Source organism: Paenibacillus sp. Negev47, from assembly GCF_058313655.1.
In genome coordinates this window covers 5,618,474-5,631,594 of sequence record NZ_CM177754.1, presented here as the reverse complement: position 1 = coordinate 5,631,594, position 13,121 = coordinate 5,618,474, and the positions used below count along the sequence as shown (strand labels likewise).

Genomic DNA, 13,121 nt, shown 5'->3' with positions numbered 1-13,121 from the left:
TTTAAAAAGGATAAAGCGATGATTCCATTCCACACGGTGAACGCCAGAATAGTGCATTCTAACGCTACACATGTGTGGCTGTTTTACATTTGGTAGCCCAGTTTTTCGCCATAGGCTCTGATTTCGGCATGATATTGTTGAATGCTTTTGATCCCCGTTGCAATCTTGTCATTACCTTGTTTAAGGAGCTTGCTGTTTACTTTTGTTTTGGCAACAGACTTTTTGAACAATTGATATCCTTCAAGCTGAGCATAGCTTCCTTTGATCAGTTTGGCATGGATTTTTTTCAGTTCAGCGTTCTCCGGTTTGATCTGTTTCAGCATGGAAACATACTTGGTGTAGTTAGGGATGGCTGTATTGTTCAGTTTCAGATAGAAGGATTTGCGATTGGAAGATGTAATGTACGTACTGCCACCTACTGCATCCAATGCTTTCTTCTCGTAAACGGCAGGAGTAGTCAATGCATCCAGATAGTCCAGGAATTCTGCTTCCTCTGCTGTAAGTTCCGGTTCTTCTTCTGTCGTGTCAACTTCATAGTATTCGTCTTCCGAATATGTAGTGGTTGAATCATCTGCAGCGGCGGCATAGGACCCTACAGGTGCGAATACCCCGCCAAGCAAGACAAAACTCATAATAAATGATAAAACCCAAGACTTTTTCACGTTACAATTTCCCCTATCTATAGATGTGATTTTATTCCAATGGATAATCTAACATAGTACGACAAGAAATTACAGGAATTGTTTTACAGTAGGTATCTTGATTAGATGCATGTTACTGAATAATGATTCACCAGCAAAAAAGACATGTATTAGATGAAGCTAGAAGTAAGAAGAGAAATTTGCATGTTAAGTTGTAGAAAAAAATTTACATATATGGTTTCTGGAAAATGGATTGTATTCATGAATATTATATGTGTTTAGCTAATATGTCTTTATGTAATGTTGTTTTCAGAAGTTACAGGGTTCAACAAGGTGTATATCTGGCTGAGGCCTGATCGCTCCACAATATTGCCCGCACGGCCTTTCTACCGCTTGACGTTCCCTCACGGGTATTCACCGCCGGAGTAGGTGCACCATTATTCCTTAAAAGTTTATTATTGACAACCTATCTCGAATTGCCATAAAATAGAATTTGTATGATATTGATAATCATTATCAATATAAAATTACAAAAAATTGATGAGAGTATGAGCAATATAAGTTTAATTCAAATTTCACACGTTAACGGAGGGGGCAGAACAGATCTGAAGAAGCGGAGCTACAAGCTTTCTGCAAGAAAGCTGCATCGTAAGCATAAGCTTCGCCTTTATCACCGGAATTCCCCTTTGTATAAGGGATTCAAAAAATCTGGTGATAACAGCGATCGGAAGATGGTTCTGACCGCGCAGTGGTTTCGTGTAAAAGCAGTTTTTCAACTTATATAGGAGCGAATACTTTCATTCGATCGAGGAGGATTTTCAGTGTTTCCGAAAGGGATTCATAATCTGCAAAACCGACTCATTATAAGAAAAGCAACGGAAATGGGCATCACTTGTGAGCCCCTTGTCGAAGGATGCGAAGATTTCCTGAAGCTGTCTGTAGGGGACAAGCAGATCATCATTAACAAAACCAGATCTCATCGTCTACCGTTAATCGCTGGACTGCTCGCGAAGAACAAGCAGGCATGCAATATGTTGCTGCATGAGCAGGGGATGCCTGTACCATCATTTATCGTGATCCCGGAGATGGGGAGCGATGCAGCAGCTTTTCTGAATAGATACGGCTCCATTGTGGTGAAACCGCTGGATGCGAGCAGCAGCTTGGGCGTGACACTGGATGTTCGAACCCAAGCTGAACTGGAGGCAGCCATTCGTCTTGCAAGTGTCCATGGCAGCAGCATTATGTTGCAGCAATATGTGACCGGAATTGATTACAGAGTGCTGATCATCAACGGTGAAGTGGCAGCTGTGAATGAGTATCGGCCTGTCTATGTCGAGGGTGACGGGACTTCAACCGTTCGGGCGTTGATCAAACAGTTGAATCAGGATCGAATTGAGATGACGTCCATTGGCGAGTATGAAGCATTTCCCGAGGTTAATGCAGAAGCTGAATGTCTGCTGGAGGTATTGCGTGCACAAGGGACAACAATGGATGAGGTACCTGCCGCCGGAAAAGAAATCGAGCTATATGATCTCCGTAATTCAGCCGCCGGAAAAATCAGTGAGTTCTACAGGGATTGTACCGAATTCATTCATCCCGAGAATACGCGAATGATCATTCAAGCGGCCAAAACGCTTCAGATTGATGTAGCAGGCATCGATGTTCGTTGTCGTGATATCCGAACTCCCATCTCGGGTGAACAGGGGGGCATTCTGGAAGTCAACGCTTTGCCAGATCTGACCCACCACGTCTTTCCCCATGGTGGAACAACACGTGATGTGGTTCGGTTATACCTGGAATACCTGTGTCAGGAGCAACTCGAATATAAGACGTATAACAACGGCTAAAAGATGCATAACAAGAGTCACAGGCAGCTGGTTCAGCCTGAATCGATTATAAGGAGCGTTAGAGGGCTATGTCAGTAGAGGTACAGACGGAATATCTGAAGCTGCAAAATGAGAAGGAATCCAATGCAAGATCGTACCCCAGACATTTCCCGCTAGTCATTAGCAAGGCGCATGGGGTGAAGATTACCGATACGGAAGGCCGCGTATTCTACGACTGCCTGGCTGGTGCAGGAACATTGGCGCTGGGACATAACCATGACACGGTGATCAACGCCATTCGCGATGTCCTGGATCAGCAGATTCCGCTACATACACTGGATTTGGCAACACCGCTGAAGCTTTCATATATGCAAGAACTATTCTCTATTCTTCCGGAAGAGATGCGAGATAAAGCCAAGATTCAGTTCTGTGGTCCAACCGGGGCCGATGCGGTAGAAGCTGCCATTAAGCTGGTCAAACATGCTACAGGTGGCAAATCCATTCTTGCCTTTCAAGGCGGTTATCACGGTTCAACCCAAGCGACGATGTCGATGAGTGGCAACCTGAGCAAGAAACAACATCTGCAAAGCCTGCTGCCCGATGTACATTTCCTGCCGTTTCCTTACGAGTACCGCTGCCCATTTGGTGTTGGTGAAGGCATGACGGCCCGGTTAAGTGCACAGTATATCGAGAACTTGCTCGATGATTGCGAGAGCGGTATTGCGGCACCGTGCGGGGTCATTGTGGAGACGGTGCAGGGAGAAGGTGGAGCGATTCCGGCGGATATCGAATGGCTCAAGGAGTTACGCCGAATCACATCAGAGCGAAGCATTCCGCTCATTATTGACGAAGTGCAGACGGGTATCGGACGGACAGGGCGAATGTTTTCATTTGAACATGCCGAAATCATACCCGATGTGATCATCTGCTCCAAAGCGGTTGGTGGAAGTCTGCCCATGTCTGTCGTCATCTACCAAGAAGAGCTGGATCAATGGCAGCCCGGAGCGCACACAGGCACGTTCCGTGGCAATCAGCTTGCCATGGCAGCGGGACTTGCGACAATTCGGTATATCCGGGAGCAGGATGTTCTGCACAACGTGCATCTGCGCAGCGAGCAATTCATGAATCAACTGAATGCATTGAAAGAGCGATATGCAGAGATTGGTGACGTACGAGGCAGAGGACTGATGATTGGCGTTGAGGTGGTTGATCCAACAGGACGCAAGGATCGTCTGGGACATTATCTACCAAACGGAGTGCTGGCCGAGTCTATTCAACGTGAATGCTTTAAGAATGGATTGATTGTAGAACTGGGTGGGCGTCATTCAGCTGTTGTTCGTTTTCTGCCGCCCTTGAATATTACAGAGCAGGAATCGAGCGCGATCCTTGCGATCTTTGAGAAATCGGTGGCTGAAGCCATTGCCTTGGCAACGGCGGCATGCTGAAACTGTCCCTGATGAAGAGGCATGCGGTATTATTCGCGATTCTGCTCGGTGCCTTTTCGCTGGTGCTGACCAACAGTGCATTTAACCTGCTGCTACCTTATTTTGTGGAGTACTATCAGATCTCTACGACAGCAGGAGGATGGATCATCGCGCTGTACATGCTCGCCATGACGTTAACGATGCCGCTGGCTTCCCTGATCGTGGACCGACTGGGACGTAAGCAGACATACATGCTGGGCATCAGTATCTATGGACTGTTCTCGGTGGCAGGTGCGTTGTTTTATCACTCCATCGAAGTACTCTTGCTGGTTCGTTTCATGCATGGCGTTGCCGCCGGGCTGATGATTCCGTTATCACTTGTGCTGCTGTTTGATGTATACGGACCGGAGGTGCGAGGGCGAATTACTGGAGCCTGGGGCTTGCTGCTTATGCTGGCTCCGGCTGCCGGGCCTACGCTGGGTGGATTCATCATTCAGTACGGACGGCTTGAAATGTTGTTCTGGCTCAATGTGCCACTGGCTGTGTTCTCGTTCATCGGGTGCGGTCGAGTCATTCAGACCTATATCCCTGCCCGCAGGAAAAAATGGCATCCATCCAGTGTGATGATGCTGATCAGTGCTGTGGGTGCTCTTAGTCTGGGGTTACAGTTGTACGCGAGTCCTGTCGTGGTGTTATGGGTACCTTGGATGCTGATTGCACTGGGTGTGGTATTACTCATTCGTTTTGTCCAGACAGAGAACGGTCGGAAGGAACCGCTGATTCGGTACCAGTTGCTGCGGCGTAATGCTGTATTTCCACTGACCGTGCTGATCTCGACGATTCAGGATTGTGTGATGTTTGGCGTGATCTTTGCATTGCCGTTGTTGTTCCAGGATGTCTTTCACTTGTCACCAGCCATGTCCGGTGCGCTGTTCATTCCCTTATCCATCTGCACAAGTCTGTTCATGTGGATTGGCGGCAGCTTGCTGGACCGAGGTCGGTCCATACATTTTATTGCATGGGGCACGTTGCTGGTGTCGATATCCATTTTGTCGTTTGCGGTTCTACCCATGGGAGCATCGATCTGGATCATTGGTATGCTTATGGCTTGCCGGGGAATTGGCGTTGGCTTATCAGGCATGAGTATCTCTGCTATTGGTTTGCAGGCTTTACCGGAGGAAGACATGCATGAAGGCTCGGTGTTATCGACCACAATTGAGCGGCTGGCTTCTTCATTTGCGGTGATGGGCATGACCTTGTATTACGATATGCGCTGGCAATGGCTTGCCGGGGCAGGAACGTCCATGGAGATGGCAAAATGGGGAGCACTCAAAGAGATCTGTATCGGCCTTGGCTGCGCCATACTGCTTACACTTCCCTTAGTCTTACTTATAACCCGAAAGAAGGTTGGCATCATTGTTCGAGATGGAAAACAAGCTCCGGTCTGAAGCTGAGCAGCAGGCTCATGAACATTCGTGCAAGCTGCTGCTGAACTGTTACATCCGTGAGCTTGCGCTAGAGAAGAAAAGCGATATTCGGATCAATCCGACTGCGCAGACGTACGCTGTTGCTTTTCAAGCCAGCGGGGTGACGGTGACAGGGCAGCTATCCTACTATTCGGCCATGGGGGAGCATGAATACCTCAGCATGGAATCTGGCGGAGAAGCGGTGCATTATCGCGAACTGGTTCGCTGGATCACATGTGAGCTAAGCGGGAATGGGGAACAAGATGCTCGCTCGGATCAACATGGAATGATGAAGCGTGCAATGGAGATGAAGAGTTCACTTGAGTTGGAGAATGTACATCCAGTTGATGAGAATACGAATCGCGTAGAGGCGGCGTATGCCAGAGATTTTGCACAAAAGGTAGATAACAGTGTGCGTAACCTTACGTTGTATATCGAACAAGCAGCCGGTCTCGACATCCACGATTATCGCACATCTGAACAGTCACTGTTGTATGGTCATCCGTTCCATCCGTTTCCGAAGAACTCCAAAGGTTTCAGCGAGCAGGATGTACAGCAGTACAGTCCGGAGTTGCGGACATCGTTTCAACTCTGTTATATCGCCGTGAGGCAGGATGTCTACGTGCAGGAATGGGTGGATGACGAGGCGGCAATGGATTTGCATGATCTCCTGCGGAGCCATGTGGTGCCTATTTTACAAGAAAAGAGTGGAATGTATGGGCTGCTGCCCGTCCATCCTTGGCAATACGCGTACATATCACAGTTGACCGAGGTACAGTCTTATCTTCGAGATGAAAAATTAATTCTGCTTGGTAGTGCGGGGCCTACCGTCTATCCAACCTCTTCGGTTCGTACGGTTTATGTTCCCGAATGGAACTGCAATATCAAGCTGTCACTGAATATGCAGATCACCAACATGATTCGTACCAATAGCTCAGAGCAGATGCGCAGAACACTGGATGCCTCCAGATACGTCAGGCAGCATGACTGTTTCGGTGCTGAACCGAACACGCATATTGCGTATGAGACAGGCGTAGCGACATGTGCCTTTGATGATGAAGAGTTAACCAGTCTGTTTACGATAGCTTATCGGCCCATTGAGTTTGATGTCGAGAATACGTATGTCTTATCCAGTCTGGTTGAAGCACCGCTTCCTGGGATGCGATCGCGACTGATGACAATGCTGGGTGGTGGACGTGATATAGCGGAGCGCTGGCTGGATCGTTATCTGGCATGTTCTTTGCTGCCGATTGTACGGGTGGCGGGTGAGAAAGGCATTCATTTTGAAGCTCATCTGCAGAATACCCTTGTGACCTTAAAGGATGGCATGCCTGTCGCTTTTACCGTTCGCGATCTGGAAGGGGTCAGTGTGGATGAGGAACTTATCCGTGAGAAAGATCGCGTCGTGTCCGATTTACTGTTTTATTCGCGAGAGAAAGCCTGGGCGCGGACATCTTACTATTTTATCGTCAACCATCTAGGATCACTGATTCATGCAATGGCACGAGATGTGAACGTATCCGAGGAGTATTTCTGGAAGCAGGTACGTGAGGTACTTGTGGATGAACTGGAACGAACGGGCAATGATTATGTGCGACATCTGCTGACGACGGATGCATTTCTGGCCAAACAAAATTTGGTGAGTTGTCTAAAAGGGATCAGCCAGACCCCGGCCTACGTGCCGGTGAGCAATGTAATGAAACGAATAGGGAGTGAAGTACGTGGGAGTCGTGGGATACAGGGCTGAAGCAGGCGGCAGGACAGAAGCAGTCTACGTGGGTGTACAGGAACGGATCATGCGGCAGACGCTGGAGGCGATGTGGTTCGAAGGCATTCTGGACAGTCATGTAAGTGGGAGCGAATGGCGAACCGAGGGACTTACATCGTCAGGAAAACCTGTGGCGTACACGTGTGAAGCCGAGCGGAAGTTTTCATTTGGCCGGGTGAAGGTGAAGAAGGGTTCGATTCAAAGGGATGGCAGTGCCTGCACCGATCTGGATCTGTTTTTGGAGGAAATCGTGCTGAACTCATTGAAGGGTGCGAATGTGACGGCTTTTATCCAGGAACTACTCGAAACGATGGCCAAGGACAGTCAATGCCGGGCTATATTGCCCTTGAACATTCCGAGTGAAGATCGTCATTATGATGCGCTCGAAAGTCACATGACCGACGGTCATCTGTACCACCCGAGCTATAAGTCGAGGTTGGGATTTTCCATGAAAGACAACCTGGCTTATGGCCCTGAGTTTAACACGGAGGTTGCATTAGTCTGGGTTGCTGTGAAAAAAGATTTGGCTCAGACCGCTGTATCCGCGGGGTATAGCTCTGAAGAATTGGTAGGGCAGCATCTTACCGCGGAGGACGTACAGCGATTTCATCAGATCCTGCAACAAGATAGCTTAATAGGCTCTAGCGTTGGCAGCAAAGGCAGCAAGGTTGATGGGGAAATAGGTTCTGACGCGGATGATCGATATGTGTTCATTCCAGTTCATCCATGGCAGTGGGAGCACCAGTTGGAATCGGTATTTGCCCGTCAGCGCATGGATGGAGACATCGTGTATCTCGGTCCATCGTCTTCGCCCTATCGTGCACAGCAGTCGATCCGTTCGCTGTCGAACCGGGTGAACTCGGAAGCCCCTTACATCAAGCTGGCCCTTAGCATCACCAACACGTCGAGCACACGTATTCTGGCACAGCATACGACCCAGAACGCACCGCTAATCAGCGACTGGCTGGAAGAACTCATTCGTGAAGATGAGCTGTTGCAGCTGACGCAGTTTGCCATTTTGAAAGAAATCATGGGACTGTCATTCCGGTATGAGCAGTTGCCTGCAACCCAATATGGACGGGCCTACGGCACACTTGGTGCGATCTGGCGGGAGAATGTATCGGTTCATCTGAAGGAAGGCGAGACGGCATGGCCGCTGAATGCGCTGATGTTGATACAACCGGATGGTGTTCCGTTTATCCAGGATGCTGTAGAACGACATGGTGTGAAAAAGTGGAGCGAGGCCCTTGTCCGCACGGTTACGCTACCGATTATTCATTTGCTCTATGCGCACGGGATTGCGCTGGAATCTCATGCCCAGAATATCATTTTGGTGCTGGAAGATGACCTGCCCAAACGAATTATTATCAAGGATCTTCATGATGGTGTTCGCTATGTGCCCGATCAACTATTGTACCCGGAAAGAGCACCGAAGCTGAACCCAGAACCGGAAACTCATCGCAAGTTCAATCGGTATTCCTTCATCTATGCCGGAGATGTGTCGGAAGTTCGTGACTATACGTATGATGCATTCTTTTTTATCTGCATGACAGATATTGCATTGGCCTTTCAGAAGTTTGGGTTGTCCGAAGAAGCGTTCTGGCAGCTGTGCGCAGGTGTGATTGTGGATTATCAGCGAGAGAACCCGGAGTACGAGGAGCGATTCGCTGCATTTGACCTTTTTGCCGAAGATGCACTGATTGAAGAGATGACGAAGCGCCGTCTGTATGGGGATGGGGAGTTATATTTCCGCAAAGCGAGCAATCCGCTCAAGGTATCGAAGGATGCACTACAATCAAATGGAACGCCCGAATTAAAGGAAATCGTCGAATGAGAATCAACACGCTGAAGGAAAAAATTGCACGCAAACAGCCAGTCTACGGTCTTTTTGTGTCCATACCACACCCGGTGATCATTGAGATGATCGGACATGCGGAATATGACTTTGTCATTATTGATCTGGAACATGCCGCAACATCGATGGAATCGGTGGAAGAGTTGGTTCGTGCTGCTGAACTGGTCGGCCTGACCCCGTTGGTACGCATCTCGAAGGTGGAGCGAGCGGAGATCCTGAAGGTGCTGGACTGTGGTGCGCAGGGTATCGTCATTCCGCATGTTGAGCACTTGGAGCAGGTGGAGGAAGCGGTTCGCCACGCCTACTATCATCCGGTTGGCATGCGGAGCTTGAATAGCGGTCGTCCCGGTGTATTCGGGAAATATCCGCTCACGGGATACATTGGGGAAGCGAACGAACAGGTGATGGTTGTACCCATGATCGAAAGTGTGGAGGGCGTTCGGCAAAGTGCACAGATTCTGTCTCACCCTCAGGTGAGTTTTGTATTGGAAGGAGCGGCGGATCTGTCGCAATCCCTCGGCGTGCCATGGCAGACAGAGCACACGGATGTGAGACATGCGCTGGATGAATTGTATGGAACGGCACAGCAGTGTGGAGTACCTTACGCAACGGTCACCAGAGGTGTGGAAGATATGTCGCTCTGGGCTGAGCGGGGAGTACATATATACGTGCTTGGTGATGATCGGAATACGGCGTTTCGGGCGTACGCCCAAAAACGGAATGACTACAGGAATGCGGGTGGGCAGATATGAAACCTAATATATGGCATGCGATTGATGAACTGCAACGCGGGATGGAAGACCCGGTATGTGCGTATGTCTATGATCTGGCTGGCATTCAGGGACAGGTACGTCAGATGCTGGACAGCATGCCCCGGAACACACAATTGTTCTACGCCATCAAGGCGAATCCAGATCCGCGGATCATTGAGGCGTTGCTTCCATTCGTGAAGGGCTTTGAAGTGGCGTCAATTGGAGAGCTGCTGAAGGTTAGAGATGTAAGTCGAGAGGTTCCGATTCTGTTTGGAGGTCCGGGTAAAAAGGAGAGCGAATTGCGGCTGGCGATGGAGCATGGCGTGAGCTACATCCATGTGGAGAGTCTGCTGGAGCTGCGGCGCATCATTGCGATTGCGAAAGAGCGAGAGAAGGAACAAGAGCATGGGCAGGTGCAGATGCATGGGAGTAGGCGGAAGCAAGAGTGGGAGCAGAAACCGGAGCAGAGATGTGCGCAAGAGTATGGCGAGGAACTGATGCAAGGCCAGAATCAAGAACATGATCCGGAACACAAGCAACAACTGAAGCAAGCGCAGGAAGTGCGCATACTGCTCCGAATCAATCTGCGGAGCAGTACGTTGCCTCGGACGAAGATCGTTATGGGCGGTGGACCAAGTCCTTTTGGCATCGATGAAGAGACAGTGGAAGAAGCCATTGAACTCATTCGTGTGGAAGGCGCGGGTGTGGTTCGGTTAAGCGGGTTCCATTTTCACTCCTTGTCCAACAATATGGACGCCAGGCTGCATGCCGAGATGATTGAGCTGTATTTGCAAAAGGTGGAGCAGTGGCAGTACAAGTATGATCTACCTGTGGAAGTAGTGAATGCAGGAGGCGGATTCGGCGTGACTTACGACGGTAGCCCCGGATTCGACTGGCCATTATTCACTTCTCTGCTGGAGCATAGTGAAGCCAGACAGCGCCTTGTTTCACGCGGGGGTCAGCTGTATTTTGAATCGGGTCGACTGCTGGTGGCAGACCACGGATATTACGCAGCAGAGGTTACAGATATCAAAACTTCTCATGGTCAGCATTTTGCCGTGTTAAGAGGAGGTACGCATCACAATCGGCTGGCTGCTTCATGGGGGCATAACCATCCGTTTCAGATTATGGCGACGGATCGATGGAAACACTCGTTTGCTCGACCTGAGGTAAGGGATGGACGAGTTCATGTGGTAGGTGAGCTATGCACACCCAAGGACCGCATGCATTCCGATGCGGAAGTAGCGCTGCTACGCGTGGGAGACATTGTTTTGTTTGAAAAGTCTGGAGCTTATTGCTGGACCATCTCGCATCATGATTTTCTGGGGCATCCGCACCCGGCATTCCATTATCTAACGGAGGACAATAATCATGTCAACACTGATGAAGCGTTCCAGTCTGCAAGCCGCTGAACGCCGGATTATGGCGGATCTGATGAATGCTTTCTTGGGGGAGCAATTGCTTCCACTGGAGGATTATCCGTTCATTGATTTTGCCTCGGCACCTGCACCATTCCGTCGATTGTACAAGGAATATGACAGCGAAGGCAGGAAAGACAAGGGAAGAACAGCTTTAGCAACTTTAGATGATGGGAACGAGTCTGTCTTCAGGGTGGACGAGCTGTCCGAAACGAATGATTCCGGCAATACAAGTGAGAAAAAGGGAAGCCAGCATGATCAGGATGTAACTTCTCATTTTAGATTGCATACGCAAGGCGTGCTGTGTCTGGTTGAAACAGGAATTAGACAGGCAATTCAGTGGGTTCAGGGTTCACCGATCTATGAGGAGAAACCAGATGGAAGCTGGGTTCTCCTTGATTCTCCGGGAGAGGTTGGACGTGCCGTGTTACAGAAGGCTTTGTCGGATGAGGCCTATGCGCAGCGCGGAGTGGCGGAGTTCCTGGCTAGTCTGGACATTGCTGTGGATCAGTATGCTTTGGGCTGGGAACAAGTCCAGTATCTTTCCACCAACGTCCCGGCGTCTGCTTATGAGTGGTTTATCAAAGGTGAGCGCGTTGCGGCATTGCGGGATCGTCCATTTCACCCATCGTCCAAAGCCAAGGTGGGGTTCAACGCAGAAGATGTCACACAGTATGCAGCGGAATTCGGGAAGGCGATTTCGCTACGCTGGGTGGCTATACGACTGGATGCCGTACAGCAAGGTTGCGAAGATGGATTATCCATTTTGGACGTGTTAGACGATGTTCAGCGCGGAGTGTTGGAAGCCGAGTTTGCCCGCAAAGGGATCACGTTGGACGAATATCTGCCGATGCCTGTTCATCCGTGGCAACTGCAGCATGTGATTCTGCCTCGCTTCACTGGAGAGATCGAAGAAGACAGCATTATTGTATTGGATGTGGAAGTGGGAGACGTACAGGCAACATCCTCTCTGCGCTCGATGGCTCCGTCAAACGAGTCCACTCGAATGCTCAAGCTTCCGGTTAGCGTGCTGTCACTGGGTGCTGCTCGTTATCTTCCGGTAGTGAAGCTGCTGAATGGTCTTGCTGGAGAACGGATGCTACGACAGGCTGTGGCTTGTGACGAGACGTTGAAGGACAAGGTGTATATGTGTGAAGAGCAGAACTGGTGGGGCTTCATGCCAGAATCCATGGGACTGTTCGATGATCATCCACGCCATCTGGCTGCACAGATTCGTGTGTATCCCCCAGAGCTATTGGATGAAGCATATAAAGTGATCCCGATGGCCGCACTGGGTGTGAACCTGGAAGGGCATCATCTATTAACGGAAATTCTGGGGAATGATCTGAGTAGTGAGGACGTGCTCCATTTCTACAATAGTATAGCTACTACGTTCTATGATATCGTGATGCGTCTGTTCAAGGTGGGCGTTGTACCTGAGATTCATGGTCAGAACTGCTGTTTGGTGTTACGAGATAATCAGGTAAAGGGTCTTTTGCTCCGCGATCATGATTCCGTGCGTTTACATCAGCCTTATTTAGACAAGCATGGCATTGCCGACCCTGCCTATCATATTCGTCCGGGCTACTCGAACAGCCTGTATAATGAGACGGTTCAGAAGCTGATCTTCTATGTGCAGTCTTTGGGGACGCAGGTGAATCTGGCTGCGATCATGGAGGCACTGAGCGAAGTGTATCACATCCCGGAAACGAAGTTATGGGAGATCACGGAGCAGGCTTGGAAGGAAGCGCTGCAACATGTGCAGCTTCCCGAATCCGATCGGGCCACGCTTGCTCATGCGATATTTGAGAGCAAGGAGTGGCCCGTGAAGTTAGTTGTCCGTCCGCTGCTTGAAGCGGATGGGGTGCCTGGCGCGATGCCATCGGGCAAAGGCATAGGGTGGAACCCTTTTTACAAGGGATAGAGGTTGGGTATGATTGGTGTAGAAGTGTAGAGAGAAGAAGTGGCGTG

Annotated in this window: 9 protein-coding genes; 8 read left to right on the top strand and 1 reads right to left on the bottom strand. The window is 49.7% G+C overall.

The window, feature by feature from the left end:
* Window positions 1-83: 83 nt before the first annotated feature.
* Entirely contained in the window at window positions 84-662 is a 579-nt protein-coding gene (locus tag AC4G47_RS25375) for a hypothetical protein (protein ID WP_491103348.1), read from the bottom strand.
* An 800-nt stretch (window positions 663-1,462) separates the two neighbouring features.
* Between AC4G47_RS25375 and AC4G47_RS25370 the strand changes: the two genes are divergently transcribed.
* The 8 genes from AC4G47_RS25370 to AC4G47_RS25335 all read left to right on the top strand — a co-directional run bounded on the left by AC4G47_RS25370 (window position 1,463) and on the right by AC4G47_RS25335 (window position 13,074).
* Window positions 1,463-2,488 carry an ATP-grasp domain-containing protein gene (locus AC4G47_RS25370; RefSeq protein WP_458125410.1) on the top strand — a complete coding sequence of 342 codons (1,026 nt, stop codon included), beginning with the start codon at window positions 1,463-1,465 and terminating at the stop codon, window positions 2,486-2,488.
* 68 nt (window positions 2,489-2,556) lie between these two features.
* Window positions 2,557-3,912: a diaminobutyrate--2-oxoglutarate transaminase gene (locus AC4G47_RS25365; protein ID WP_491103346.1), complete on the top strand. Its 1,356-nt coding sequence runs from the start codon at window positions 2,557-2,559 to the stop codon at window positions 3,910-3,912.
* A complete protein-coding gene (locus AC4G47_RS25360) occupies window positions 3,906-5,339 on the top strand; it encodes an MFS transporter (RefSeq protein WP_491103345.1) in 1,434 nt (477 codons plus the stop codon). Before AC4G47_RS25365 ends, AC4G47_RS25360 begins: the two co-directional genes overlap by 7 nt.
* Window positions 5,317-7,104 carry an IucA/IucC family protein gene (locus AC4G47_RS25355; protein WP_491106793.1) on the top strand — a complete coding sequence of 596 codons (1,788 nt, stop codon included), beginning with the start codon at window positions 5,317-5,319 and terminating at the stop codon, window positions 7,102-7,104. Before AC4G47_RS25360 ends, AC4G47_RS25355 begins: the two co-directional genes overlap by 23 nt.
* Window positions 7,079-8,959, top strand: coding sequence for an IucA/IucC family protein (locus AC4G47_RS25350; RefSeq protein WP_491103343.1), 1,881 nt, complete (start codon window positions 7,079-7,081; stop codon window positions 8,957-8,959). The genes AC4G47_RS25355 and AC4G47_RS25350 overlap by 26 nt, the downstream gene beginning before the upstream one ends.
* Window positions 8,956-9,732 (top strand): HpcH/HpaI aldolase family protein, encoded by a 777-nt coding sequence (locus AC4G47_RS25345; RefSeq protein ID WP_491103342.1) that lies wholly within the window; start codon window positions 8,956-8,958, stop codon window positions 9,730-9,732. Before AC4G47_RS25350 ends, AC4G47_RS25345 begins: the two co-directional genes overlap by 4 nt.
* On the top strand, window positions 9,729-11,144 hold the full coding sequence (locus AC4G47_RS25340) for a type III PLP-dependent enzyme (RefSeq protein WP_491103341.1): 1,416 nt from the start codon (window positions 9,729-9,731) through the stop codon (window positions 11,142-11,144). Before AC4G47_RS25345 ends, AC4G47_RS25340 begins: the two co-directional genes overlap by 4 nt.
* The gene (locus AC4G47_RS25335; protein ID WP_491103340.1) at window positions 11,104-13,074 is read left to right on the top strand and encodes an IucA/IucC family protein; all 1,971 of its coding nucleotides are present in this window, start codon (window positions 11,104-11,106) and stop codon (window positions 13,072-13,074) included. Before AC4G47_RS25340 ends, AC4G47_RS25335 begins: the two co-directional genes overlap by 41 nt.
* Window positions 13,075-13,121 lie beyond the last annotated feature (47 nt).

Excerpts from the sequence above, each read along its gene's own strand:
- AC4G47_RS25365 (WP_491103346.1), top strand. The coding sequence starts at position 2,557 with ATGTCAGTAGAGGTACAGACGGAATATCTGAAGCTGCAAAATGAGAAG.
- AC4G47_RS25360 (WP_491103345.1), top strand. The coding sequence starts at position 3,906 with ATGCTGAAACTGTCCCTGATGAAGAGGCATGCGGTATTATTCGCGATT.
- AC4G47_RS25355 (WP_491106793.1), top strand. The coding sequence starts at position 5,317 with ATGGAAAACAAGCTCCGGTCTGAAGCTGAGCAGCAGGCTCATGAACAT.
- AC4G47_RS25345 (WP_491103342.1), top strand. The coding sequence starts at position 8,956 with ATGAGAATCAACACGCTGAAGGAAAAAATTGCACGCAAACAGCCAGTC.
- AC4G47_RS25340 (WP_491103341.1), top strand. The coding sequence starts at position 9,729 with ATGAAACCTAATATATGGCATGCGATTGATGAACTGCAACGCGGGATG.
- AC4G47_RS25335 (WP_491103340.1), top strand. The coding sequence starts at position 11,104 with ATGTCAACACTGATGAAGCGTTCCAGTCTGCAAGCCGCTGAACGCCGG.